Annotated in this window: 26 protein-coding genes; 17 read left to right on the forward strand and 9 right to left on the reverse strand. The window is 72.3% G+C overall.

The annotated features are described in order from the left end of the window. Positions 1–337: GNAT family N-acetyltransferase (locus tag HMPREF0731_RS04655; RefSeq protein ID WP_007002877.1), on the forward strand; the 337-nt coding region annotated here is incomplete at its 5' end. Positions 338–474: 137 nt separating this feature from the next. Further along, positions 475–1,821: a globin-coupled sensor protein gene (locus HMPREF0731_RS04660; protein WP_007002878.1), complete on the forward strand. Its 1,347-nt coding sequence runs from the start codon at positions 475–477 to the stop codon at positions 1,819–1,821. 176 nt (positions 1,822–1,997) lie between these two features. Here the strand turns inward: HMPREF0731_RS04660 and HMPREF0731_RS04665 are convergent, their stop codons facing one another. Then, positions 1,998–2,936, reverse strand: coding sequence for a DMT family transporter (locus tag HMPREF0731_RS04665; RefSeq protein WP_007002879.1), 939 nt, complete (start codon positions 2,934–2,936; stop codon positions 1,998–2,000). 113 nt (positions 2,937–3,049) lie between these two features. On the opposite strand from HMPREF0731_RS04665, the gene HMPREF0731_RS04670 reads away from it, so the two are divergent. The 4 genes from HMPREF0731_RS04670 to metC are packed head-to-tail and all read left to right on the forward strand — an operon-like array spanning position 3,050 to position 6,458. Beyond that, positions 3,050–3,664 (forward strand): NUDIX domain-containing protein, encoded by a 615-nt coding sequence (locus tag HMPREF0731_RS04670; RefSeq protein ID WP_245538244.1) that lies wholly within the window; start codon positions 3,050–3,052, stop codon positions 3,662–3,664. Continuing rightward, entirely contained in the window at positions 3,661–4,377 is a 717-nt protein-coding gene (locus HMPREF0731_RS04675) for an alanyl-tRNA editing protein (protein WP_007002881.1), read from the forward strand. Before HMPREF0731_RS04670 ends, HMPREF0731_RS04675 begins: the two co-directional genes overlap by 4 nt. A gap of 6 nt (positions 4,378–4,383) precedes the next feature. Beyond that, entirely contained in the window at positions 4,384–5,226 is an 843-nt protein-coding gene (locus tag HMPREF0731_RS04680; protein ID WP_007002882.1) for a sulfurtransferase, read from the forward strand. After that, on the forward strand, positions 5,226–6,458 hold the full coding sequence (gene metC, locus HMPREF0731_RS04685; RefSeq protein ID WP_157135925.1) for a cystathionine beta-lyase: 1,233 nt from the start codon (positions 5,226–5,228) through the stop codon (positions 6,456–6,458). The genes HMPREF0731_RS04680 and metC overlap by 1 nt, the downstream gene beginning before the upstream one ends. A gap of 73 nt (positions 6,459–6,531) precedes the next feature. On the opposite strand, the gene HMPREF0731_RS04690 is transcribed toward metC, so the two are convergent. Then, on the reverse strand, positions 6,532–6,891 hold the full coding sequence (locus tag HMPREF0731_RS04690; RefSeq protein WP_040611912.1) for a hypothetical protein: 360 nt from the start codon (positions 6,889–6,891) through the stop codon (positions 6,532–6,534). A gap of 78 nt (positions 6,892–6,969) precedes the next feature. After that, positions 6,970–7,791, reverse strand: coding sequence for a hypothetical protein (locus HMPREF0731_RS23045; RefSeq protein WP_051014658.1), 822 nt, complete (start codon positions 7,789–7,791; stop codon positions 6,970–6,972). A gap of 187 nt (positions 7,792–7,978) precedes the next feature. On the opposite strand from HMPREF0731_RS23045, the gene glgX reads away from it, so the two are divergent. Beyond that, complete coding sequence (gene glgX, locus HMPREF0731_RS04700) at positions 7,979–10,129, forward strand: glycogen debranching protein GlgX (protein ID WP_007002885.1); 2,151 nt, start codon at positions 7,979–7,981, stop codon at positions 10,127–10,129. A 21-nt stretch (positions 10,130–10,150) separates the two neighbouring features. Here glgX and HMPREF0731_RS04705 read toward each other — a convergent pair whose 3' ends face one another. Then, on the reverse strand, positions 10,151–10,780 hold the full coding sequence (locus HMPREF0731_RS04705) for a TetR/AcrR family transcriptional regulator (protein WP_007002886.1): 630 nt from the start codon (positions 10,778–10,780) through the stop codon (positions 10,151–10,153). 5 nt (positions 10,781–10,785) lie between these two features. After that, positions 10,786–11,301 (reverse strand): Fur family transcriptional regulator, encoded by a 516-nt coding sequence (locus HMPREF0731_RS04710; RefSeq protein ID WP_007002887.1) that lies wholly within the window; start codon positions 11,299–11,301, stop codon positions 10,786–10,788. 66 nt (positions 11,302–11,367) lie between these two features. On the opposite strand from HMPREF0731_RS04710, the gene hisI reads away from it, so the two are divergent. From hisI to HMPREF0731_RS04725, 3 genes are all read left to right on the forward strand, one after another. Beyond that, positions 11,368–11,811 (forward strand): phosphoribosyl-AMP cyclohydrolase, encoded by a 444-nt coding sequence (gene hisI / locus HMPREF0731_RS04715; RefSeq protein WP_007002888.1) that lies wholly within the window; start codon positions 11,368–11,370, stop codon positions 11,809–11,811. Then, complete coding sequence (locus tag HMPREF0731_RS04720) at positions 11,804–12,919, forward strand: CobW family GTP-binding protein (protein WP_040612310.1); 1,116 nt, start codon at positions 11,804–11,806, stop codon at positions 12,917–12,919. The genes hisI and HMPREF0731_RS04720 overlap by 8 nt, the downstream gene beginning before the upstream one ends. Positions 12,920–12,996: 77 nt before the next feature. Beyond that, on the forward strand, positions 12,997–13,647 hold the full coding sequence (locus HMPREF0731_RS04725) for a GOLPH3/VPS74 family protein (RefSeq protein ID WP_040611913.1): 651 nt from the start codon (positions 12,997–12,999) through the stop codon (positions 13,645–13,647). 71 nt (positions 13,648–13,718) lie between these two features. Here the strand turns inward: HMPREF0731_RS04725 and HMPREF0731_RS04730 are convergent, their stop codons facing one another. Both HMPREF0731_RS04730 and HMPREF0731_RS04735 read right to left on the reverse strand, forming a co-directional pair. Beyond that, positions 13,719–14,474: an amidohydrolase family protein gene (locus tag HMPREF0731_RS04730; RefSeq protein ID WP_007002890.1), complete on the reverse strand. Its 756-nt coding sequence runs from the start codon at positions 14,472–14,474 to the stop codon at positions 13,719–13,721. Further along, entirely contained in the window at positions 14,471–15,223 is a 753-nt protein-coding gene (locus HMPREF0731_RS04735) for a GntR family transcriptional regulator (RefSeq protein ID WP_007002891.1), read from the reverse strand. Before HMPREF0731_RS04735 ends, HMPREF0731_RS04730 begins: the two co-directional genes overlap by 4 nt. A gap of 117 nt (positions 15,224–15,340) precedes the next feature. Here HMPREF0731_RS04735 and HMPREF0731_RS04740 point away from each other — a divergent pair, with 117 nt between their 5' ends. Both HMPREF0731_RS04740 and HMPREF0731_RS04745 read left to right on the forward strand, forming a co-directional pair. Beyond that, the gene (locus HMPREF0731_RS04740) at positions 15,341–16,324 is read left to right on the forward strand and encodes a Bug family tripartite tricarboxylate transporter substrate binding protein (protein WP_157135926.1); all 984 of its coding nucleotides are present in this window, start codon (positions 15,341–15,343) and stop codon (positions 16,322–16,324) included. Between the two features lie 59 nt (positions 16,325–16,383). Beyond that, positions 16,384–17,100 (forward strand): SDR family oxidoreductase, encoded by a 717-nt coding sequence (locus HMPREF0731_RS04745; protein ID WP_007002893.1) that lies wholly within the window; start codon positions 16,384–16,386, stop codon positions 17,098–17,100. 15 nt (positions 17,101–17,115) lie between these two features. Here HMPREF0731_RS04745 and HMPREF0731_RS04750 read toward each other — a convergent pair whose 3' ends face one another. Next, positions 17,116–17,784 (reverse strand): GntR family transcriptional regulator, encoded by a 669-nt coding sequence (locus HMPREF0731_RS04750; protein ID WP_007002894.1) that lies wholly within the window; start codon positions 17,782–17,784, stop codon positions 17,116–17,118. 149 nt (positions 17,785–17,933) lie between these two features. On the opposite strand from HMPREF0731_RS04750, the gene HMPREF0731_RS04755 reads away from it, so the two are divergent. Both HMPREF0731_RS04755 and HMPREF0731_RS04760 read left to right on the forward strand, forming a co-directional pair. Further along, on the forward strand, positions 17,934–18,857 hold the full coding sequence (locus HMPREF0731_RS04755) for a dihydrodipicolinate synthase family protein (protein ID WP_007002895.1): 924 nt from the start codon (positions 17,934–17,936) through the stop codon (positions 18,855–18,857). Positions 18,858–18,960: 103 nt separating this feature from the next. Beyond that, positions 18,961–20,541, forward strand: a complete 1,581-nt coding sequence (locus HMPREF0731_RS04760) for an ABC transporter substrate-binding protein (protein ID WP_007002896.1) — start codon at positions 18,961–18,963, stop codon at positions 20,539–20,541. Between the two features lie 38 nt (positions 20,542–20,579). On the opposite strand, the gene HMPREF0731_RS04765 is transcribed toward HMPREF0731_RS04760, so the two are convergent. Next, the gene (locus HMPREF0731_RS04765; protein ID WP_040611914.1) at positions 20,580–21,017 is read right to left on the reverse strand and encodes an META domain-containing protein; all 438 of its coding nucleotides are present in this window, start codon (positions 21,015–21,017) and stop codon (positions 20,580–20,582) included. 118 nt (positions 21,018–21,135) lie between these two features. On the opposite strand from HMPREF0731_RS04765, the gene HMPREF0731_RS04770 reads away from it, so the two are divergent. The 3 genes from HMPREF0731_RS04770 to lpxB are packed head-to-tail and all read left to right on the forward strand — an operon-like array spanning position 21,136 to position 23,797. Then, positions 21,136–21,750 (forward strand): GNAT family N-acetyltransferase, encoded by a 615-nt coding sequence (locus tag HMPREF0731_RS04770; RefSeq protein WP_007002898.1) that lies wholly within the window; start codon positions 21,136–21,138, stop codon positions 21,748–21,750. Continuing rightward, positions 21,747–22,634 carry a carbon-nitrogen hydrolase family protein gene (locus HMPREF0731_RS04775; RefSeq protein ID WP_007002899.1) on the forward strand — a complete coding sequence of 296 codons (888 nt, stop codon included), beginning with the start codon at positions 21,747–21,749 and terminating at the stop codon, positions 22,632–22,634. Before HMPREF0731_RS04770 ends, HMPREF0731_RS04775 begins: the two co-directional genes overlap by 4 nt. Next, positions 22,631–23,797 carry a lipid-A-disaccharide synthase gene (gene lpxB, locus HMPREF0731_RS04780; protein WP_007002900.1) on the forward strand — a complete coding sequence of 389 codons (1,167 nt, stop codon included), beginning with the start codon at positions 22,631–22,633 and terminating at the stop codon, positions 23,795–23,797. Before HMPREF0731_RS04775 ends, lpxB begins: the two co-directional genes overlap by 4 nt. The last annotated feature ends 184 nt before the right edge of the window (positions 23,798–23,981 follow it).

Raw genomic sequence — 23,981 nt, forward strand, 5'->3', positions numbered from 1 at the left:
CGCCGGCGGCCCGCCCGTCTCCCTGGTCTGGCGCGATGCCGAGGGGCGCATCCGCGCCGGGCTGATCGGCGATGTCACGCTGGACTGGCTGTTCATCGACAAGTTCTGGGTGGACGAGGCGCTGCGCGGCCAGGGCATCGGCCGCCGCATGCTGGCGGCGGCGGAGGCGCGGGCCCGCGCCCTCGGCGCCGTGGGCGCGCATCTCTACACCAGCAGCTTCCAGGCGCCGGAGTTCTACCGCGCCCAGGGCTATGCGGAGATCGGCCGGCTGCCGGGCCGCCCGGCCGGGCATGACCGGCTGTGGTTTGCCAAAAAATGGGAACCGGTTCCTTTGTGAATTTTTCTCCCAAAATCCGCGAAGATCGTTAAAAGGCGAACCGGGCCGACCCCGCGCAACCTCCAGTGGGGCCTGGCGTTTGGCTCCGGCTGGAAGACCCGGCCTTCCCTGCCCTGCCCTGACGGACCCCGACACCCATGGATACCCCCCAGGCCCGCCACGCCCTGCTGGCGGCCTTCCAGCTCGGCGACGCCGAGCTCGCCCTGCTGCGCGCCCAGGCGCCGCTGCTGCGCCAGCGCCTGCCCGCGCTGCTGGAATCGCTGCATGACCGCTTCGCCCCCTGGCCGGAGATCCAGTCCGCCCTGGCGCGGCCGGAGGTGCACCGGGTGCGGCTGGCGCACTGGACCCGGCTGGCCAGCGGCGAGCTGGGGGAAGGCTTCGCCGAATCGGCCCGCGCCCTGGCCGATGCCTTCTACCGCCATGGCGTGCCCGGCTACGCGGTGGCGATCTGCCACGCCACCGTGGCGCGCGCCGTGGCCGATCTGCTGGCCGAGGCGCTGGCGCCGGCCGGCGCGTGGGGCTGGCTGCGCCGCGGCGCCGCCCGCCGCCAGGCCGCGCGGCTGCGCGAGGCGCTGGTGAAGGTCGCCTGGCTCGACCTCGAGGTGCTGCTGGAGAGCTACGCCGCCGCCGAGACCGCCAGCAAGCGCGCCACGCTGGAGACGCTCGCCGGCCGCTTCGAGAGCCAGGTGAGCGGCGTCGTCGCCGCCGTCGGCAGTTCCGCCACCGCGCTGGACCAGGCGGTGCAGGCGATGTCCGGCACCGCCGGGCGGATGACCGCCTCCTGCCGCAGCCTGGCCGGGCTGGCCGAGGGCGCCAATGGCACGGTGCAGGACGTGGCCGCCGCCACCGAGCAGCTTTCCGCCTCGGTGGCCGAGATCCGCCGGCAGGTGGCGGACTCGGCCGAGCTGACCGGTCAGGCGGTGGCCGAGGCCCGCCGCACCGATGGCGTGGTGCAGGCCCTGGCCGAGGGCGCCCGCCGCATCGACGACGTGGTCGGGCTGATCAGCAGCATCGCCGGGCAGACCAATCTCCTGGCGCTGAACGCCACGATCGAGGCGGCGCGCGCCGGCGAGGCCGGCAAGGGTTTCGCCGTCGTCGCCTCGGAGGTGAAGACGCTGGCCAGCCAGACCGCCCGCGCCACCGAGGAGATCGGCGCCCAGATCGGCCAGGTGCAGGCGGCGACGCAGGAGGCGGTGCGGGCGATCGAGGCGATCACCCGCAGCATCGACCAGGTGAGCCATGTGGCCAGCGCCATCGCCGGCGCGGTGGAGCAGCAGGGCCAGACCACGCGGCAGATCGCCGCCCATGTGCAGCAGGCGGCGGAGAGCAACCGCCAGGTCAGCGCCCTCGCCGCCGGCCTGACCAGCGGCGCCGACGAGACCCAGCAGGTCGCCGGCCAGCTGACCGGCGCGGCCGGCGCGCTTGGCCGCCAGACCGGCCAGCTGCAACAGGCCGTCGGCACCTTCCTCACCCAAATCCGTTAATTTGTCAGCTGCCGGTCAGGGCCGGGACGGGAGGTGCTGCACTGGCAGGCTTCTCTCCGGCCCAAGGAGCGGCAGAGGCGACACGGGCGCGCTATCCGGCGCCGCGCTCCACACCGCCCCGCCGGCCCCATGCCGTGCCCCGCCTCACCACCAGACGGCGGCAGCCCGAAAAAAAATCAACGCTTCAGGCCGAGGCGGACCTCGCGGTGCCAGATGTAGAGGCCGGAGGCGACCAGCACGGCGATGCCGGCGAAATCCCAGCCCTGCGGCATTTCGCCCCAGATCAGCACGCCGAAGCTCATGGTCCAGAGGATGCCGGAATACTCGAAGGGCGCGATCAGCGTCGTCTCGCCGCTGCGATAGGCCGCCGTCATGAAGAGCTGCGCCAGGGCCGAGACCAGCCCGACCGCCGCCAGCAGCGCCCATTGCGTGGGCGTCGGCCAGACCCAGCCGGGGATGGCGGCCAGCCCGCCCACCAGCGCGCCGCCGATGGCGAACCACAGCACGATGGCGGCGCCGCTCTCGCCCTGCTCGCCCATGCGGCGGATGGTGATCATGGCCATGGCCCAGCCCACCGCGCCGGCCAGCACGGCCAGCAGCGCGCCCTGGTGCAGCGCCTCGCCGCCCAGGCCCGGGCGCAGCAGCAGCAGCACGCCCAGGAAGCCCACCCCCACCGCGCTGGCCCGCCGCCAGCCCACCTTCTCGCCCAGCAGCGGGATGGAGAGCGCAGTGAGGAACAGCGGCATGGTGAAGCCGAGCGCCGTCACCGTCGCCAGCGGCAGGTGCATGTAGCCATAGAAGCTGCCGAACATGCCCATCAGGCCATAGACGGTGCGCTGCGCGTGGCTCCACGGGTTGCGGGTGGCGAGCACGTGGCGGCGCTGGCCGCGCGGCGCGGTCCACAGCGCCAGCGCCAGCAGCGGCGGGATGGCGAAGAGGTTGCGGAACAGGATCACCTGCATCACCGGCACCTCGCCGCCCAGCAGCTTCACCGCGACGGCGGCGAGCGCGAAGGTGGCGGCGGCGGCGAGCACGCAGAGGATGGCGCGGCCGCGCGCGGCGCGGAGCGCGGCCGCCGGGGCGGGGGCATGGACGAGGGGCGTGGACCGGCTCATGATCGCTGATGTGTTTCGTGACAGGTTAGGCGCACCCCCGCATGAAGGCCAGCCCACCCCGCGCCACCGGATCCCCGCCTGACGCCGCGGCGCGGCCGCCCAAGGCGCCGGAGGTGCCGCCACACCCGCTCTACCTGCCGGAGCGGGACGAGGTCGTCTGGTCCGGCCGCTTCGCCTTGCAGATCGTGCGCTTCCGCTACCGCCGCAGCGATGGCAGCCCGAGCAACACGCTGACCTGGGAGCTGTGGCGGCGCGGCCAGGGGGTGGTGATGCTGCCCTATGATCCCTGGACGCGGCGCGTCGCGCTGATCGAGCAGTTCCGCCTGCCGGCCCTGGCCGCCGGCGAGGCGCCGATGATGACCGAATGCCCCGCCGGGCTGCTGGAGGCCGGCGAGGATCCCGAGGCCGCCGCCCGCCGCGAGGTGGAGGAGGAGACCGGCTTCACCCCCGACCGCGTGGCGCCGATCGGCGCCTTCCTGCTGATGCAGGGCGGCTGCGACGAGCGCATGCATTTCTTCTGCGGCCGCACCCGCCTGCCCGAGCCCGGCCTGATCGGCACCCGCGGGCTGGAGGCGGAGGGCGAGGAGACGCGCGTGCTGGTGCTGGACGCCGACGCTGCCTATGCGATGGTGGCGCGCAACGAGATCCGCAACGTGACCGCGGCGATGGCCCTGATGTGGCTGCAGCTGAACGCGACGCGGCTGGAGGAAGAGTGGACCACCCGATGACCGAGTTGCTGTACCGCGCCGACGCCTATCTGCAGGAGGCGGAGGCGACCGTTCTCTCCGCCGGGCCGGAAGGGGTCGTGCTGGACCGCACCCCCTTCTACGCCCAGGCCGGCGGCCAGCCCGGCGACACCGGCGTCTTGGCCTGGGAGGGCGGCGCGATGCCGGTCGCCAATGCGGTGAAGGGCGAGGCCGGCGCGGTGCTGCATGTGCCTGCCCCCGAGGCCGCGCTGCCGTCCGTCGGCGCCCGCGTCACCGCCCGGCTGGACTGGGCACGGCGGCACCGGCTGATGCGCATGCACACCAGCCTGCATTTGCTGTGCAGCCTGATCCCCGGCGCCGGCGTCACCGGCGGGCAGATCGGCGTGGAGAAGTCGCGGCTGGATTTCGACCTGGCCGAGCCGCCGACCAAGGAATGGCTGTCCGAGCGGCTGACCGCGCTCGCCGCCGCCGATCATGCGGTGACCGAGCGCTGGATCAGCGATGCGGAGCTGGACGCCAACCCCTCGCTGGTGCGCACCCTCTCGGTGCAGCCGCCGCGCGGCGGCGGCCAGGTGCGGCTGGTGCGCATCGGCGCCGAGGAGGCGCCGGTCGACCTGCAGCCCTGCGGCGGCACGCATGTGCGCCAGACCGGGGAGATCGGCGCCATCACGGTGACCAAGCTCGAGAACAAGGGCCGGCAGAACCGGCGCGTCTACCTGACGCTGGAGGGCTGAGGCAGCATGGACAATCTCGTCTCCGCGCGCTGGCTGGCGGAACAGCTCGGCCAGCCGGACCTGCTGGTGTTCGACACCACCAAATACCTACCGAACGAACCCCGCGACGCCAGGGCCGAATTTGCCGCGGCGCATATCCCGGGCGCGCGCTTCTTCGACATCGACGAGGTGGCCGACCCCGAGACCAACCTGCCGCATATGGCGCCGACCCCGGGGCGGGCCTCGCGGCTGCTCGGGCAGCTCGGCATCTCCAACAACCACCGCGTGGTGTTCTACGACCAGAAGGGCCTGTTCTCGGCGGCGCGCGGCTGGTGGCTGATGCGGCTCTTCGGGCATGAGCGGGCGGCGGTGCTGGATGGCGGCCTGCCGAAATGGCAGGCGGAGGGCCATGCGACCGAGGGCGGCGCCCCCGCCCCCGCCACGCCGCAGGATTTCTGGGCCGATTTCGTGGCCCGCCGCCTGGCCGGCATCGGCGACATGAAGCGCATCGTCGCCGATGGTTCGGCGCTGATCCTCGATGCCCGCGCCCGCGGCCGTTTCGACGGCACGGCGCCGGAGCCGCGGCCGGGCCTGCCCTCCGGCCATATGCCCGGCGCCTGCAACGTGCCGGTGAACGAGCTGCTGGCGCCCGACCAGACCATGCTGCCGCCCGACCGCCTGCGCGCGATCTTCGCCGCCGCCGGCGTCGACGGCACGCGGCCGCTGGTCACCAGCTGCGGCACCGGCGTCACCGCCTGCGTCCTGGCGCTCGGCCTGGTGCAGGCGGGGCTGCCGGAGCCCGCCGTCTATGACGGCTCCTGGACCGAATGGGCCGCGCGGCCCGAAACCCCGAAGCAGAGCACGCCCTGATGCCCGACCATCTCCCCCCCGGCCGCAAGCCCAGCCAGAGCTCGGGCCACAATTCCGGGCATGGCTTCGCCACGCGCATGTCGCATGGCGGCCGCCCCGGCGTGCGCGAGCATGGCTTCGTCAACACGCCGGTCTATCGCGGCTCGACGGTGCTCTACCCCTCCTGCGAGGCGCGCGGCAGCATCAATGCCCGCTCGCTCGAGCAGGTGATGACCTATGGCACCGCGGGCGGCCCCACGCATTTCGCGCTGGAGAACATGGTCGCCGAGATCGAGGGCGGCCACCGCGCGCTGATCACCGGCACGGGCCTCGCCGCCTGCACCCTGCCGCTGATGGCCTATCTCTCGGCCGGCGACCACTGCCTGATCCCGGACAGCGTCTATGGCCCGACGCGGCGCATCGCGGACGGCATGCTGAAGCGCTTCGGCATCGAGACCGGCTATTACGACCCGACGATCGACGCCGCCGGCCTCGCCGCGCTGATGCGCCCCAACACCAAGGTCGTCTATCTGGAGAGCCCGGGCAGCCACACCTTCGAGCTGCAGGACGTGCCGGCGCTGGCCGAGGTGGCGCATGCGCATGGCGCCAAGGTGCTGATGGACAACACCTGGGGCATCCACCATTTCCAGCCCTTCACCAAGGGTGTCGACGTCTCGATCCAGGCGCTGACCAAGTATGTCGGCGGCCATTCCGACGTGCTGCTGGGCAGCGTGACGGTGGCGACCGAGGAGGATTGGCGCATCATCGCCAGCGCGGCGCGCGAGGTCGGCCACTATGCCAGCCCGGATGATTGCTGGCTGGCGCTGCGCGGGTTGCGCACCATGCCGATGCGGCTGAAGCACCAGTACGAGGCCGGCCTCGCCGTCGCCCGCTGGTTCGAGAGCCGGCCCGAGGTGCTGCGCGTCATCCACCCCGCTTTGCCGAGCCACCCGCAGCACGCGCTGTTCAAGCGCGACTTCACCGGCGGTGCCTCGCTGTTCGGCGTGGTGTTCCAGCCGCGCTACAGCACGCAGCAGATCGACGCGGTGGTGGATGGGCTGAAGCTGTTCGGCATCGGCGCCTCCTGGGGCGGCTATGAGAGCCTGGCGCTGCCCACCACCAACTACATCTCCCGCACCGCGACGGATGCCGGCACGCTTCAGGGGCCGACGGTGCGCTTCCATGTCGGGCTGGAGGATGCGGCGGACCTGATCGCCGACCTGGAGGCTGGCCTCGACACCCTGCCGCGCTGAACCGGAGGCGGGTGCAGGGGACCCTGTCCCCTGCTGGGGGAGTTTGAGGGGGCAAGGCCCCCTCAAGCCTGTTCTACCGTTGTAGGAAGCGGCGCAGCGCCGCCGAGCGTGCCAGCGCGGCGCTGCCCAGTGACAGCGCCAGCAGCACCGTCAGGAAGAGCTGTTCCCCGCCGCCGGGCTGGCCAAGCGCGAGCCTTGCCAGGATGGCGCAGAGCGCCAGCAGCGGCAGGGTGGGCAGCGGCCAGGGCTCGCCGCGCCGGTAGAGCAGCTTCAGCGAGAAGCCGACCGAAAGGCCCGCCGTGGCGAGGATGGCGGCGATCGGCGCCGGCTCGGCGCGGAGCGCCAGCCAGGCGACGGCCAGGCAGAGCGCCGGCAGCACCGCCTGGCCGAGGAAGACGCCGAGCGCCGCCCCCGCTTCTGCGGGGCGCGGCATGTGCGGGGGGTCGTCCGGGTTCATGCCCTTCGCTGTAGCACGAAGCCGGCCGCCGCGGCGAATGCGGCGCGCGGCGGCTCAGTGCTGCTCGGCGACATAGACCACGATCTCGTTGACCGTGCCGCCGGTGGCGCTGCTGGTCAGGTTCAGCCCGCTGCCGATGCTGGACAGCAGTTCCTCCCGCGCCCGCGCCGTCAGCGAGGCGGAGGTGAGGCGTCCGGTGCCGCCGAGATTCGTGGTGACGGCGCGGCGCATCGGGCGCGACAGCGTGTCGCCCGCCAGCACGGCGCGCCTCGAAGCGCCGGCCTTGCCGAGGGCGCCGACGAAGCGGGCCGTGCTGCGGCTGGCGCCGCCGACGCCGGCCAGCCCCACCACGTCGAGCGCCAGCATGGTTCTGTTGTAGGCCGGGCTGGCGTCGAGCTTGTCGTTGGTCGCGCCCTGGTCGCTCAGCTCGTTGTAGACGCGGTAGCCGGAGGCGGCGCATTGCACCGCGCCGGCCGCCGTCGCCGCGCCGGTGGCCACCGCCGCCACCCCCGCCACGCCACCGGTCGGCGCCGCCGCCGCGCTGAAGAAGATGGTGCCGACGGCCGCCAGCGCCGTGCCGCCGCAGTTCAGCCCGAGCTGGAACAGCTCCCAGCCCAGCTTGCTCTTGCGCGCGGGGGGCACGGATTGCGGCGCCGGGTTGGGCGGCGCGCCGGTGGCCTCGAACACCACCACGGTGCGCGGGCCCCAGGGCGGCGCCTCGCGCAGCTTCTCGCACTGGCCGGCGCGGCAGAACACGATGGCCGAGCCGCGCAGCGCGTTGGCGCGGTCCACCGCCATGACCAGCTGGTTGCGGTCCTGTGGCGACAGCATCATCGTCACCCCGCCTGTCGGGGTATAGCCATTGGTCCAGGACATGCGCCGGCGCTCTCCTCTCTCCCGGCCCCTCCGCGGGCCGCGCGCAGAGCTTTAGCCATGCGGCACCGCGCCGCGCTTTCAACACTCCGGCAGCGTGGAACACAGCGCGGCGAGCGGGTGCGCTGCAACCTTGCGCGGCGCGGCGCGTCTCACTGCTGCCGCCCATCCCCCGCCCCCGAGGTGCCCCGTGTCCGCTGCCATCCATCGCTCCCGCATCACCGAGGGCCGACCCAATCCGCTGGGCGCCACCTGGACCGGGCTCGGCGTCAATTTCGCCCTGTTCTCGGCCAATGCGACCAAGGTCGAGCTGTGCCTGTTCGACGATCGCGGCGAGACCGAGCTGGAGCGGATCGAGCTGCCGGAATACACCAATGAGGTGTTCCACGGCTTCCTGCCGGATGCGCGGCCGGGCACCATCTACGCCTATCGCGTGCATGGCCCCTACGCGCCGGAGGAAGGCCACCGGTTCAACCCGAACAAGCTGCTGCTCGATCCCTATGCGCTGAGCCATGTGGGCGATTTGCAGTGGGACCACGCGCTGTTCGGCTACACCATCGGCCACGCGGATGAGGATCTGTCCTTCGACGAGCGCGACAGCGCCCGCTTCATGCCGAAATGCCGGGTGGTGGACCCGGCCTTCACCTGGGGCGACGACCGCCGGCCGCGCACGCCGTGGGAGCGCACGGTGATCTACGAGACCCATGTGAAGGGCGTCACCAAGCGCCACCCGCTGATCCCGCCCGACCGCCAGGGCACCTATTCCGGCCTGTCCAGCCGCGAGATGATCCGGCACATCAAGTCGATCGGCGTCACCGCGGTCGAGCTGCTGCCGGTGCATTTCTTCCTGAACGACGACTACCTGCTGGACAAGGGGCTGGTGAACTACTGGGGCTACAACTCCCTGGGCTTCTTCGCCCCGGCGCGGCGCTACGCCCGCAACCAGGATTTCGCCTTCGCCGAGTTCAAGGAGATGGTGGCCCGCCTGCACGATGCGGGGCTAGAGGTCATCATGGACGTGGTCTACAACCACACGGCCGAGGGCAATGAGCGCGGCGCCACGCTGTCCTTCAAGGGCATCGACAATGCCAGCTACTACCGCCTGCTGCCCGACCAGAAGCGCTACTACATCAACGACACCGGCACCGGGAACACGGTGAACCTGTCGCACCCGCGCGTGCTGCAGATGGTCACCGACAGCCTGCGCTACTGGGTCAACGAGATGCATGTCGATGGCTTCCGCTTCGACCTCGGCACCATCCTGGCGCGCGAGCCGCATGGCTTCGACGACCAGTCCGCCTTCCTCAAGGCCTGCATGCAGGACCCGGTGCTGGCCGATGTGAAGCTGATCGCCGAGCCCTGGGACATCGGCCCGGGCGGCTACCAGGTCGGCAATTTCGCCCCCGGCTGGGCGGAGTGGAACGACAAGTACCGCGACACGGTGCGCGGCTTCTGGGTGGGCGAGGAAGGCAAGGCGGCCGATCTCGGCAAGCGGCTCTCCGGCTCGGCCGACCTGTTCGACCACCATGGCCGCAAGCCCTGGGCCAGCATCAACTTCCTGGCCGCGCATGACGGCTTCACGCTGAACGACCTCGTCACCTATGACGAGAAGCACAACGAGGCGAATGGCGAGGAGAACCGCGACGGCCACTCGCACAACCTCTCGCACAATTACGGCGTCGAGGGGCCGACCGACGACCCCGAGATCAACGCGGTGCGCGAGCGGCAGATCCGCAACATGCTGGCGACGCTGTATCTGAGCCAGGGCACGCCGATGCTGCTGGCCGGCGACGAGTTCGGCCGCAGCCAGCAGGGCAACAACAACGCCTATTGCCAGGACAACGAGATCTCCTGGTTCGACTGGGAGTATGGCGAGCGCGGCGAGCGGCTGGTGGCCTTCACCCAGCGCCTGGCGGCGCTGCGCCAGCGCTTCCCGGTGCTGCGGCGCGGCCGCTTCCTCTCCGGCGAGTATCACGAGGCCAGCGGCGCCAAGGCGCTGTCCTGGATCAAGCCCTCGGGCGAGGAGATGGAAGGCGCCGACTGGGACGACCCCAACACGCGCTGCCTGGCCAAGCTGCTGGATGGCCGGGCGCAGGAGAGCAACATCCGCGTCGCAGCCCATGACGCGACGCTGCTGCTGATCCTGAACGCCTATCACGACGCGGTGGAGTTCACCCTGCCGGCGGTGCAGGACGGTGTTGCCTGGACCCGGCTGATCGACACCAACCTGCCCGACGAGGAAGAGGACGAGCCGGATTTCAAGGTGGGCGAGAGCTACACCGTCACCGGCCGCTCGCTGCTGCTGTTCTGCCTGAAGACGAAGAAGCGCCGCGCGCGCTGAGCCCTGCCGGGGCGGTGCCTTTCAGGCGCCGCCCTTGTCCGCCTGCGGCCGCAGCAGCCCGGAGGCCAGCAGCAAAAAACCCTCGACCGCCTTGCGCAGCACGATCTCCGGCTGCTCGGCGGCGGCGATCCACAGCGCGGCGGTCAGCGCCGCGCCGTTCAGCAGCCGCGCCGCCGCCTCCGCATCCACCGGGCGCAGCGTGCCATCCTCGATCATCGCCCGCAGGCTGCCGGTGGTGGCGGCCAGGCAGGCATTCTGGCTCGGCCATTGCGCCGGGTCGCCCAGCACCGCCGGGCCGTCGCGCAGCATGATGCGCTGGATCTCGGGCTCCAGCGCCATCTCGATATAGGCCACGCTCTGGTCCAGGAAGCCCTGCCAGGGCGTCGCGCCGCGCGCCGCGACGGCGTCCAGCCGCACCGACATCTCGGCGTCGATCTGCTCGACCACCGCCTGCAGCAGCCCCTTCTTGTCGCCGAAATGGTGGTAGAGCGCGCCGCGCGTCAGCCCCGCCTCGGCGGTCAGCTCGTCCATCGAGGCGGCGGCATAGCCATGCAGCGCGAAGGCGCGCCGCCCGGCGGCGATCAGCCGGGCGCGGGTCTCCTCGATCATCTCGCTGCGCCGCCGGCGCGCGCTGGCCACCGCCTCCGCCATGGCGCTCAGCCCGCCGGCGTGGCGGCGCAGGCGGCGCAGAGCCCCTCCACCTCCACCGTCGCATGGCGCATCTGGAAGCCGGCCTTCCGCGCCGCCGCCTCCAGCGCATGCGCCACCGCATGGTCGCTCAGCTCGATGGTGGCGCCGCACTGGCCGCAGATCAGGAACTGGTGCGGATGGGCGTGCTCATGGTCATGGTCGTGCCCGGCCTCGACGCAGCCGATGAAGGCGTTCAGCCGCTCCACCTTGTGGATCAGCCCCTGCTCCAGCAGGAAGTCGAGGGCGCGGTAGACGGTGGGCGGCGCAGCGCCCGGGCGCTGCGCCTTCAGCTTGTCCAGCAGCGCATAGGCGCCGAGCGGCTGCTCCGCCTCCAGCACCAGCGCCAGCACCTGGCGGCGCAGCTCGGTCAGCTGCACCCCGGCGCGCAGGCAGCGCGCCTCGGCGGCGTGCAGCGCCTGCGCCAGGGCGGGGGTCGCCTCGGCCTGCGGCATCCGCCCGGCGCTGCCCTGACCTGCCGTCATTCCACCCTCTCCCCTCGCTGCATCCACGTTATATAGTAACCCAACCCGACGCTGTGAGGACCCGCCATGACCGAGACCCTGCCCACCGGCGAGACCCGCCCCAGCGCCGAGGCCATCGCCCATTTCCTGGCCGCCACCCGCTTCAACAAGGACGGGCTGGTGCCCGCCATCGCCCAGGACGCGGCCAGCGGCGAGGTGCTGATGATGGCCTGGATGAACCGCGCCGCGCTGGAGGAAACCCTCTCCACCGGACGTGTGGTCTATTTCAGCCGCAGCCGCAACGCGCTCTGGCGCAAGGGCGAGAGCTCGGGCCAGGAACAGCATCTGGTGGATCTGCGGCTGGATTGCGATGGGGACACCCTCCTGGCGCTGGTGCACCAGAAGGGCGTGGCCTGCCACACCGGCCGCCGCTCCTGCTTCTTCCAGGCGCTGCGCGAGGACGCGCTGGTGCCGATCACCGCGCCCGAGATCGACCCGGCGGTGCTGTACGGGCATGCGGCGCATGGCTGAGCCGCGCTTCCCGATCCCGGTCACGCTGCTGACCGGCTTCCTCGGCGCCGGCAAGACGACGCTGCTGAACCACCTGCTGCAGCAGCCCGAGATGGCCGGCGCCGCCGTGCTGATCAACGAGTTCGGCGAGATCGGGCTGGACCACCTGCTGGTGGAGAGCCTGGAGCAGGAGGCGGTGCTGCTGCAATCCGGCTGCCTCTGCTGCACCATCCGCGGCGACCTGGCCGGCGCGCTGCAGCGCCTGGCCGAGCGCGCGCGCGGCGGCCAGCCAGTGAACCGCGTGGTGATCGAGACCACGGGCCTGGCCGACCCGCTGCCCATCCTGCAGACCCTGATGGCCGAGCCCGCCATCGCCCGGCTCTTCGTGCTCGACGGGGTGGTGACGCTGGTCGATGCCGTGGTGGGCCTCGCTACGCTGGACAGCCAGGTCGAGGCGCGGCGCCAGGCGGCCGTCGCCGACCGGCTGCTGCTGAGCAAGACCGACCTCGCCGCGCCCGGTTCCGTCGCGGCGCTGCGCGGCCGGCTGCGCGCGCTGAACCCGGCGGCGCCGATGCTGGAGGTGGCGCATGGCCGGGCCGACCCCGCCGCCCTGCTCGCCTGCGGCCCCTTCGACCCGGCCGCGCGCGGCGAGGATGTCGCCCGCTGGCTGGCGGAGCTGGCGCCGGCCGAGGCGCATCCGCACCACGACGATCACCCTCACGACCATCACCATCACGACGGTCACCACGGCCACGGGCACCACCATCCCCACGCCCATGATCCGAACCGCCACGATTCGCGCATCCACGCCTTCTGCCTGACCTATGACACCCCCCTCCCCTGGGAGGGGCTGGCCACCTGGCTGGAAATGCTCTCCGCCACGCGCGGCGAGTCGGTGCTGCGGGTGAAGGGTATCCTCGACCTCGAGGGCCAGGACCGGCCCGTCGCCATCCATGGCGTGCAGAGCGTCTGGCACCGCCCGACCCTGCTGCCGGCCTGGCCGCCGGGCGAAAAGCGCCGCTCCCGCCTCGTCTTCATCCTGCGCGACCTGCCGCGCGCGGTGGTGGAGGAGGGCCTCGCCGCCTTCGTCGAGGCCACCCGCACAGGCTCCGAGACGGCCGGCGCTTAAGCAGCGATTGACGCGCGCCCCCCCACGCGCTTCCTTTCAGCCCGGAAACCACCTTTTTTGACCGGAGCGCGCCCAGAATGTCGCTGACCATGCCGGAGGAGATCCTGCTCCTCATGCTCGATGACGAGACGGGCCGGCTGATCGACCGCGCGGCGCCGTCCGGCGACTACGCGCTGGCCGGCGCCATCCTGGCGGAGCTGGCGCTGGCCGGCCGCATCGACACCGACCCCAAGCGCCTCTTCGTCGGCGACACCAAGCCCACCGGCGACAAGGTGCTGGACGGCGTGGTGCAGCAGATCATGGCCGAGCCCGAGCCGCATGACAGCCGCTGGTGGATCGAGACCCTGGCCCGCGACGCCGACAAGTACCGCGACGTCTATTTCGAGCGGCTGGTGCAGCGCGGCGTGCTGAAGCGCGAGGAAGGCCGCTTCCTGTGGTTCTTCTCCGAGCGCCGCTACCCGGTGATCTCGGACAAGGAGGAGCGCGAGGTGAAGGCCCGCCTGATGGCGGTGATCTTCAACGACGAGATCCCCGACCCCCGCGACTCCCTGCTGATCGGCCTGACCCGCGCCGCCGGCCTCTTCCCGCTGCTGCTGGCCCCCGCCGAGCTCGACCGCGCCCAGCCGCGCATCGACCAGGTGGCCAATCTGGAAGAGCTGAACCGCACCCTCTCCGACGCCGTGCGCGACATCTTCACCGAGGTCGCCCGCTACGCGCCGATGATGTGAGGCCGGCCGGGGAAGGCAACGCCTTCCCCCACAGAAAGAAAACCGGGGTGGCAAGGCCACCCCGGACCCCGCTATCCGTCGACCCCGTAGAACGACGCGCCATTCTCCCAGAACGGGGCATCGCCGGCGATGTCGCGCAGCAGCGCCATGTCGGCTACCTCGAACGGCCGCCGCGCCCGGGTCGAGGGCAGGTCGGTGCCGAAGAGCAACGCCCCCGGCGCCACGGCAAAGATCCGGCGCAAGGCCGGCACCACATCGAGCTCGACCCGGCCGAAGCCGGTCGCCTTCACCTTCGCCCCGGCCTCGGCCAGCGCCAGCACCACCGGCAGGCCGGCCTCGGTCATGCCGAGATGGTCGATCACCAGCCGGTCCGCCATGCGGGTCAGGCGCGGCAGGGCGGGCGCCAGCTGCGCCGCATCGGCATAGAATTGCGCATGCAGCCCGGCCACCGCATGCGCCCGGTCGGCCAGGTCCAGCGCCGCATCCAGCGCCATGCCGGCGCCGCGATACAGGATGAAGCGCAGCCCCCGCACCCCGCCCGCCGCCAGGGCGCGCAGCGCGGCATCGTCCATCGCCGGGTCGGCCGCCGCCACCGCCACATGGCCGGGCCCGAGCTGCGCCAGCGCCGCCAGCAGCGGCGCCGGGTCCAGCCCATGGGTGGAGGCCGCCACCAGCACCCCCGCCCGCACGCCGAGCGGCGCCACCGCCGCGCGATACTGCGCCGCGTCGAAGGCGGGCGGCTGGTAGCCGCCATCCCCCGGCAAGGCATGCGCCGGGTCGAAGACATGGAAATGCGCGTCCAGCACGCGCGCGGGCGCGCCGCTCACAGCGTCACCGCGCGGTAGCGGAAGCGGTCGGCGCGGCCGCGCGCCAGCCGCGCCTCGACGGGGCGCCCGGCGGCGTCATAGGCGGTGCGCTCGGCCAGGATCACCGGCCCGCCGGGCTTCAGCCCTAGCGCCAGGGCGGTCGCCGCATCCGCCTGGCCCACCGAGATCTCATCCTCCACCCGCGCCACCAGCAGCCCGCAGCGCGATTGCAGCAGCGGGTAGAGCAGCGCGCCATAGCCCTCCGGCTTCAGGTCCCGCAGCGCCGTGGCCTCGGGCAGCGGCAGATGGATGGTCTCGGCCAGCAGCGCCTCGCCGCCCCAGCAGCGCAGCCGCTCCAGCCGCAGCGACGGGCTGCCCGCCGCCCGGCCCAGCCGCGCCGCCTCCGCCGCCGGCAGCGGCGCCTCGGCGGCGGAGAGGATGCGGCTCTCGGGCAGGATAGGCCCCTCGCCCGCCCCTCCCCCCGCATGGCCCAACAGAAAGAAGCGCAGCAGGCTGGCGGCGGCCGGCGCCTGGCGGCTGTAGGTGCCGCGGCCCTGGCGGCGCTCCACCAGCCCCTCCTGCTCCAGATGGCTCAGCGCCCGCCGCATGGTCTGCAGCGCCACGCCATAGTGCTGCGCCAGGCGGGATTCGGCCGGCAGGGCGGTGCCGGGCGGCCATTCGCCCTGCGCCAGCCGGCGCGCCAGCGCGTCGCGCAGCCGCGCATGCAGCGGCAGGCGCGGATCCGGGTCCAGGAAAGCGGTGTCCGTCATCGCCGCCAGCCAAGCACAGAAGCGGCGCGGCAGAAACCCCTCCTGCGCTCTTATACTCCTTTGCAGGACTGAAGGAAAAAGCTAGCCTCGCGGCCAACACGCTCCGGAGGAATGCCCATGTCCCGCCTGACCCGCCGCGCCCTGCCCGGCCTGGCCCTCGGCCTCGCCGCCCTCGGCACTCGTCCGGCCCTGGCCCAGGGAAGCTGGGCGCCCAGCCGGCCGGTGCGCATGATCGCCCCTTACGCCCCCGGCGGCGGCGCCGACATCACCGCGCGGCTGCTGGCCCCGCCGATGAGCCGCGCCCTGGGCCAGCCGGTGATCGTCGAGAACCGCCCCGGCGCCGGCGGCTCGATCGGCGCGGCCGAGGTGGCGCGCTCGCCCGCCGATGGCCACACGGTGATGCTGGACGCGCTGGCGCATGTGTCGAACCCGGCGGTGCTGCCCAATTTGCCCTTCGACTACGCCACCGCCTTCGCGCCGATCAGCCAGGTGACGCTGCTGCCGCAGATCCTGATCGTGCCGCGCAACAGCCCGCATCGCGACCTGGCCGCGCTGCTGGCGGCGGCGAAGGCGCGGCCGGGGCAGCTCGCCTATGGCTCCTCGGGCAATGCCACGGCGGCGCATCTGGCCTCCGTCTCGCTGCTGCGCCGCGCCGGGGCCGACATGGTGCATGTGCCCTATCGCGGCGGCGGCCAGGCGCTGCAGGACCTGATGGCGGGACAGGTGGAGTTCGTCTTCGCCACCGTCTCCTCCTCCGCCGCCCTGGCGCGGGACGGGCAGGTGCGGGCCCTGGGCGTCAGCACGGCGCAGCGCCTGGCGGCCCTGCCGCAGGTGCCGACCATCGCCGAGCAGGGCTTCCCCGGCTACGAGCTGAACGAGTGGAACGGCTTCTACGCCCCCGCCGGCACGCCCGCCCCGGCCCTGGCGGCGTTGCAGGCGGCGCTGCTGGCCGCGCTGCGCGACCCGATGGTGGCCGAGCGGCTGGAGGCGATGGGCGCCCTGGCCATCGGCAGCGACCCGGCGGCCTTCGCGGCCTTCCTGCGCCAGCAGCGCGAGAGCATGGCGACGCTGATCCGCGAGGCCGGCGTCACCATCGATTGATCACGCCGGGGGCACCACGGCCGCAACCGTGGCGGCAAGGACGCGTTACGCTGCCCGACATGTCCGACACCGCCACCCCCTCCCCCTCTCCCGTCGCGCTGGTCACCGGCGCGGCACACGGCATCGGCGCCGGTATCGCCGCGCGGCTGCGCCGGGAAGGCTGGCGCGTCGTCACCGCCGACCTGAAGCCGGGCGAGGCCGGCAGCCGCCACGTCATCGCCGACATCGCCGAGGAGACGGCGGTGGACGCGCTGATCCGCGGCATCGCCGAAGGCGAGGGGCGGCTGGACGCGCTGGTCTGCAACGCCGGCATCATGATCCGCAAGCCGATCGCCGAGCTGTCCCTGGCCGAATGGCACCGGGTGATCGACACGAACCTGACCAGCACCTTCCTGCTGGTCCGCGCCGCGCACCCGCTGCTGAAGGCGGCGCGCGGCAGCATCGTCACCATCGCCTCGACCCGCGCCCGCATGTCCGAGGCGGACACCGAATCCTATTCCGCCAGCAAGGGCGGCATCGTCGCCCTGACCCACGCGCTGGCGGTCAGCCTGGGGCCGGAGGTGCGGGCCAATTGCATCAGCCCGGGCTGGATCGACGTCGAGGGCGAGGCGCTGCGCGACGAGGACCACGCCCAGCACCCTTGCGGCCGCGTCGGCCGGGTGGAGGACATCGCCAGCCTGGCCGCCTGGCTGGTCGGGCCGGAGGCCGGCTTCGTCACCGGCGCCGATTTCGTCTCCGATGGCGGGATGACTCGCAAGATGATCTACGCCGGCTAGCCGCCGGCTGCGCGCTCAGCCGGCCTGCCGCAACCGCAGGAAGCCGAGCAGCGCCTCCCCCACCTGCGCGACATGCCGGGCCAGCAGGGCCGCCGCCGCCTCCACCTGCCCGGCCCGGCACAGCCGCACCAGCTCGCGATGCTCGCGATCGGCCCGCGCCAGCCCCTCCGGCTCGGTGGTCAGTTGCAGCCGCGTGTAGCGGTCGCATTCCTGCAGCAGCGCCGCCACCAGCCCCGCCGTGCGCTTCTGCCCGGCCCGCGCATAGAGGCCAAGGTGCAGCGCCGTGTTCAGTTCCCCCCAGCGGGCGGTGTCGCCCAGGCGCATCGCCTGGGCGTAATCCTCCAGGATGCGCTCCAGCCCGGCATAGTCCTCGTCGGTCAGGCGCGGGGCGGAGGCGCGCAGCAGCCGCGGCTCCAGCAGCGCGCGCAGGCCGAAGGCTTCCTCCAGCTCCTCGGGCGACAGCTCGGCCACCGTGGCGCCCTTGTGCGGGGAGATCCGCACCAGCCCCTCCGCCTCCAGCTGGAACAGCGCCTCGCGCACGGGGATGCGGCTGACGCCGAACTCCTCGGCCAGCATGTCCTGTCGCAGCTGGGCGCCGGCCTTGTAGCGCCCATCCAGCACGCGACGGCGGATCTCCTCCAGCAGCGCGGCCGAGACGGTGCGGTGCTTCAGGGCGGTGCTCATGCGCTCTCCTGTGGCCCGGCGGCCAGCGCCGGGCGTCGTGTCATGCGGCCTATCGCCGGGATCGGCCGGGTTTTCCAGCGCGGCATTGTTGACTCATCGAATGTATAAAATCTACCGTATCCGAAATCGTCGCAGAGAGACAGTTCCCCATGGCCCAGAAACCCGCCTGGTCCGGCGTCTTCCCCGCCGTCACCACCCAGTTCCGCGAGGATTTCAGCCTCGATCTCGACGCCACCGCCCGCGTCATCCGCGCCCTGGTGGCCGATGGCGTCTCCGGCCTGATCGTCTGCGGCACGGTGGGGGAGAATTGCTCCCTCTCGGCGTCCGAGAAGGTGGCGGTGATGGAGGCGGCGAAGGACGCCGCCAGCGGCCGCGTGCCGGTCATCGCCGGCATCGCCGAATTCACCACCCCCTTCGCCAGCGCCATGGCCAGGGAGGCGGCGCGCATCGGCCTCGACGGGGTGATGGTGATGCCGGCCCTGGTCTATTCGGCCAAGCCGCAGGAAACGGCGGCGCATTTCCGCGGCGTCGCCGCCGCCACCGACCTGCCGGTGATGGTCTACAACAACCCGCCCATCTACAAGAATGACGTCACGCCGCAGATCCTGGCGTCCCTCGCCGACTGCGACACCATCGTCTGCTTCAAGGAATCCTCGGGCGACTCCCGGCGCTTCACCGATCTGCGCAACCTGGTGGGCGAGCGTTTCCTGATGTTCGCCGGCCTCGACGACACCGTGCTGGAAAGCGTCATGCTGGGCGCCGAAGGCTGGGTCTCCGGCATGTCCAACGTCTTCCCCGGGGAAGGCGAGGCGCTGTTCCGCCTGGCCCGCGCCGGCCGCTACGCCGAGGCGCGCGCGCTCTATGACTGGTTCATGCCGCTGCTGCATCTCGATGCGCGGCCCGACCTCGTCCAGTGCATCAAGCTGTGCGAGCACATCATGGGCCGCGGCTCGGCCCTCACCCGGCCGCCGCGCCTGGGCCTGACGCCGGCGGAACAGGCCGAGGTGGAGATCCTGATGCGCGCGGCGCTGGCCAGCCGGCCAGCCCTGCCCGAACTGGCGCGCGCCGCCTGACCCGATGCGCGGGGGCGCCGCCCCCGCACCCCCGCCGGGGGGACAGGGTCCCCCCGGACCCCGCCATCAGGGGGCAGCAGGCCCCGACGCAGGAGTGCTCGCCATGAAGCTGAACCGCCGCCAGCTGCTGGCCGGGGCCGCAGCCCTCGCCACACCGACCTTCGCCCGGGCGCAGGGCGGGCGCAGCGCCACGCTGCGCTTCATCCCCTCGACGCCGCTGCCCTCCCTCGACCCGATCGTCGCCACCAGCTACGTCATCCGCAACCATGGCTACCTGATCTACGACACCCTCTTTGCCACCGACGCCAATTTCCAGATCCGGCCGCAGATGGTCTCGGAATGGCAGGCCGCGCCGGATGGCCTCTCCTGGACCTTCCATCTGCGCGACGGGCTGGCCTTCCACGACGGCGCGCCGGTCACTGCCGCGGACTGCATCGCCTCGATCCAGCGCTGGTCGAAGCGCGACGCCTTCGGCCAGACCTTCGCCGGCTTCGCCGCCGGCTACACCGCCATCGATGCCCGCACCTTCCGCATTGATCTGAAAAAACCCTTTCCCATGCTGCCGGCGGCACTGGGAAAGCTCTCCTCCAACGTGCCCTTCATCATGCCGGAGCGCATCGCCCAGACCGATGCGGCGCGGCCCATCTCGGAGGCCATCGGCTCCGGCCCCTGGCGCTTCGAGAGCCGGCAATGGGTGCCGGGGCAGAACGCCATCTACACCCGCTTCGACAAATACGTCCCGCGCGAGGAGGCGCCCTCCTGGGCCGCCGGCGGCAAGGTGGCGAAGATCGACCGCATCGAATGGCTGGCGCTGACCGAGGCCTCGGCCGCCACCGGCGCGCTGCTGCAGGGCGAGGTCGATTGGTACGAGCAGCCGCCGGTCGACCTGCTGCCGGTGCTGAAGCGCAACCGCGACATCACCATCCAGAACGTGCCGCTCGGCCTGATCCTGCTGATGCGCTTCAACCACCAGCAGCCGCCCTTCAACAATCCGGGCATCCGCCGCGCCGTGATGATGGCGATGCGCCAGGACGACTACATGCAATCCGTCGTCGGCAGCGCGGAATACTACCAGGAGGCCAAGACCTTCTTCACCCCCGGCTCGCCCATGTCCACCGGCGCCGGCGGGGCGGAGGCGATGCGCGCCGATCTGGAGCGCGCCAAGGCGATGCTGAAGGAGGCCGGCTACAACAACGAGAAGGTCGTGCTGCTGGCCCCGGCCGACCAGCCCATCGCCTACAACCAGTCGCTGGTGACGCAGGAGCTGCTGAAGAATCTCGGCATGAATGTCGAGTTCATCTCGACCGACTGGGCGAGCTTCATCGGCAAGCGCGCCAATCGCGGCGCGCCGGACCAGGGCGGCTGGTCGGTCTTCCACACGCTGTGGTCGGGCGCCGATGTGCTGAACCCGGCGCTGCACCCGCTGATCCGCGCCAATGGCGCCGCCGCCTGGTTCGGCTGGCCGGAGGATGCGACGATCGAGGCGCTGCGCGACGAATGGATCGCCACCGACGATGCCGCGCGGCAGAAGGAGATCGCCGCCCGCATCGAGCGCCGCGCCTTCGAGGTGGTGCCCTACGCCCCGGGCGGGCTGGTGCAGCAGCCCATGGCCTATCGCAACAGCCTCAGGGGCATGGTGCTCTCCCCCGTGCAGTTCTTCTGGAACATGGAGAAGACGGGCTGAGCCAGGCCGGCGCCGGGCTTGCCCCGGCGCCCGCCGTCTCAGGGGCCGGTCAGCGTCGCCAGGGGCTGGCCGCGCGCATCCAGCAGGATCAGCCGCCCGGCCTCGTAGCGATAGCTCGCCACCGCCTGCAGCGCCGCCAGGAAGGCGGTCTCGTTCTGCGTCGCCACGGGGTCCGGGCAGGCCATGCGCGTGGATGCCACCGGGCCGATGGTGAGGCTGCTGCCCGACTGGCTGTAGCTGCCGGCCAGGCGGTTGCAGCCGCCCGAGCCCATCAGCCGCCCCTGCGGCCCGAACTCCACCGAGGCGGCGCGCGGCCCATCGGCGCGCAGCGCGACCCCGCCCAGGCTGTCCAGCCGCCAATTGCCGGCCAGGGGGCTGGCCATGTCGCCCGACCCGCTGGCGCAGCCGGCCAGCAGGGCCAGCAGCCCCGCCCCCAGCACGCCACTCCGGATCCGGCTTCTCCGCTGCTGCTCCATGCCTCGCTCTCCCGCTGCGCCGCCTGGGCGGCGATCCGCACACAACGCCCCGGCCCGCCCGGGATTTTCTAGACCCCAAGCTTTTTCCCAAGGACATTATGTCCTACTTCCAACCCCCATGTCGGTTTCCTCCCTCGCCTTCGAAACCCTGCGCGGCGACGCGCTGCACCCCTGGCTGCCGGCGCTGGCCCGGCTGCGCATCGAGGTGTTCCGCGAATGGCCCTATCTCTACGAGGGCGACGAGGCCTATGAGGCCCGCTACATGCGCGCCTATGCCGAGGCGCCGGGCGCCGCGGTGATCCTCTGCCGCGACGGCGCGGAGGCGGTCGGCGCCGCCACCTGCGAGCCGATGACGGAGACGCATGACACGGTGCGCCAGGCCTTCACCGAGGCTGGCCTCGACCCCGCGCGCTTCTGCTATTTCGGGGAAAGCGTGCTGCGCCGCCCCTGGCGCGGCCGTGGCGCGGGCGTCGCCTTCTTCCACCACCGGGAGGCGCATGCGCGCAGCCTGGGCCTCGACTACGCCACCTTCTGCGCCGTGCAGCGGGAGGCCCACGACCCGCGCCGCCCGGCGGATTACACGCCGCTCGACGACTTCTGGCGCAAGCGCGGCTACACGCCCTATCCCGACCTCGCCTGCGAATTCACCTGGCGCGAGCCCGGCCAGACCGAGGAAAGCCCGCACCGCCTGACCTTCTGGATCCGCGCGCTGGAGGGGGCGCCCCTGCCATGACCACGCTGCGCCTCGCCTTGCACCAATATCCGGTGGAGCGGCCGGAGAGCATCGCCGCCTGGGCCGCCAAGCTGGATCGCTGGCTGGCCGAGGCCCGCGCCAACGGCGCCGAATTGGCGGTGATGCCGGAATATGCCTGTGTCGAGCTGGGCTCGGCGCTGTCCGGCCTGTCGCCGGCCAGCGAGGCGGAGGAGCTCGCCGCCATGGTCGCCGCCGCGCCCGAGATCCTGGCGGCGATGCGCGGCGCCGCGCAGCGCGCCGGGCTGTGGCTGCTGCCCGGCAGCCTGCCGATGCGCGACGAGGATGGCGCCATCCGCAACCGCGCGCCGCTGATCACGCCGGAGGGCCGCCTGGCCTTCCAGGACAAGCACGCCATGACCCGCTTCGAGACCGAGCGCTGGGGCGTCTCGGCCGGGGCCGGGCCGCGCGTCTTCGACACGCCCTGGGGGCGGATCGGCGTCTCCATCTGCTATGACAGCGAATTCCCCAAGCATGTCCGCGCCCAGGTCGAGGCCGGCGCCTGGCTGGTGCTGGTGCCCACCTGCACCGACACGCTGCACGGCTTCAACCGCGTGCGCTTCTCGGCCGCCGCGCGGGCGCTGGAGAACCAGTGCTTCGTGGCCGTCTCCCCCACCGTGGGCGACGCGCCCTGGTCGGCCGCGCTCGACCAGAATCGCGGCACCGCCGCCGTCTACGGCCCGATCGACCGCGGCTTCCCCGAGGATGGGGTGATCGCCGAGGGCACCGCCGACCAGGGGCAATGGGTCTATGCCGATCTCGACCCGGCGCGGATCGAGGCCGTGCGGCGCGACGGCGCCGTGCTGAACCACCGCGACTGGCCGCGCCAGAGCTTCCCGCGGCCCCTGCCGGCAGCATTCGCGTGACGCTGGTCTATCTCGTCGCCGGCGAGGCCTCGGGCGACGCGCTGGGCGGGCGGCTGATCGCCGCGCTGCGCCAGGCGCGGCCCGATCTGGACTTCGCCGGCCTCGGCGGCGAGCGCATGGCGGAGCAGGGTTTCCACAGCCTGTTCCCGCTGGGCGAGCTGGCGCTGATGGGTTTCCTGGAGGTGCTGCCGAAGCTGCGCCGGGTGATGCGCCGGCTGGACGAGGTGACCGCCGACATCGCCGCGCGTCGCCCGGCTTTGGTGGTGACCATCGACAGCCCCGGCTTCACCTTGCGGGTGGCCGCGCGGGCGCGCGCCATGGGCATCCCGGTGCTGCATTACGTGGCGCCGCAGATCTGGGCCTGGCGGCCGGGGCGGGTGCGCAAGATCGCCCGCCAGGTCGATAGGCTGATGACGCTGCTGCCCTTCGAGGCGCCCTTCTTCGAGCGGGCCGGCATTCCCGTGCGCTTCGTCGGCCATTCCATCCTGGAATCGGGGGCCGAGCGCGGCGATGCGGCGCGCTTCCGCGCCACCCATGGGATCGGCCCCGAGGAGCGCGTGCTGCTGGTGATGCCGGGCAGCCGCGGCGGCGAGATCGCAAGGCTGCTGCCCATCTTCGGCGCGGCGCTGGAGCGGCTTTCGGCGCGGCTCCCCGGGCTGCGCCCGGTGCTGCCGCTGGCCGGCCCGGTCGAGGCGGCGGTGCGCCAGGGCGTCGCCGGCTGGACGGTGCAGCCCCTGCTGCTGCGCGGCGTCACGGAAAAATACGATGCCTATGCCGCCGCGCGGCAGGGCGGGGCGGGGCTGATCAAATCCGGCACCTCCTCGCTGGAGGTGGCGCTGGCCGGGGTGCCGATGGTGGTGGGCTACCGGGTCAACCCGGTCACCGCCGCCATCGCCCGCCGGCTGATCCAGGTGCGCTATGTCAGCCTGGTCAACCTGCTGGCCGATGCGCCCATCATCCCGGAATATCTGCAGCAGGATTGCACGCCGGAGCGCCTGGCCGAGGGGCTGCACCGCCTGCTGACCGAGCCGGGGACGGCCGAGGCGCAGCGCCAGGGCTTCGCCCGGGTGATGGACATGCTGCGCCCGCCCGAGGGCACCCCCAGCGCCGCCGCCGCCGCCGCGGTGCTGGAAATGCTGCCGAGACAGCTTCAACAGAATTAGAGACAAGACCCGCGAGACGGGCGGCCTCGCCCTGCCCTAGCTTTCGCTCGGCGCCATGAGGCGGCGCCGAGGGGTAGGTGCCATGAGCCATGCCGAACTGACCCGTTTGCTGGCCGCGCTGGCCGACCGGCCCGCCCTGCGCGCGGCGCTGGGCGCCCCCGGCCTGAGCCCGGAGGCAGCGCAG

This window comes from Pseudoroseomonas cervicalis ATCC 49957 (genome assembly GCF_000164635.1).
GTDB classification, from domain to species: domain Bacteria; phylum Pseudomonadota; class Alphaproteobacteria; order Acetobacterales; family Acetobacteraceae; genus Pseudoroseomonas; species Pseudoroseomonas cervicalis.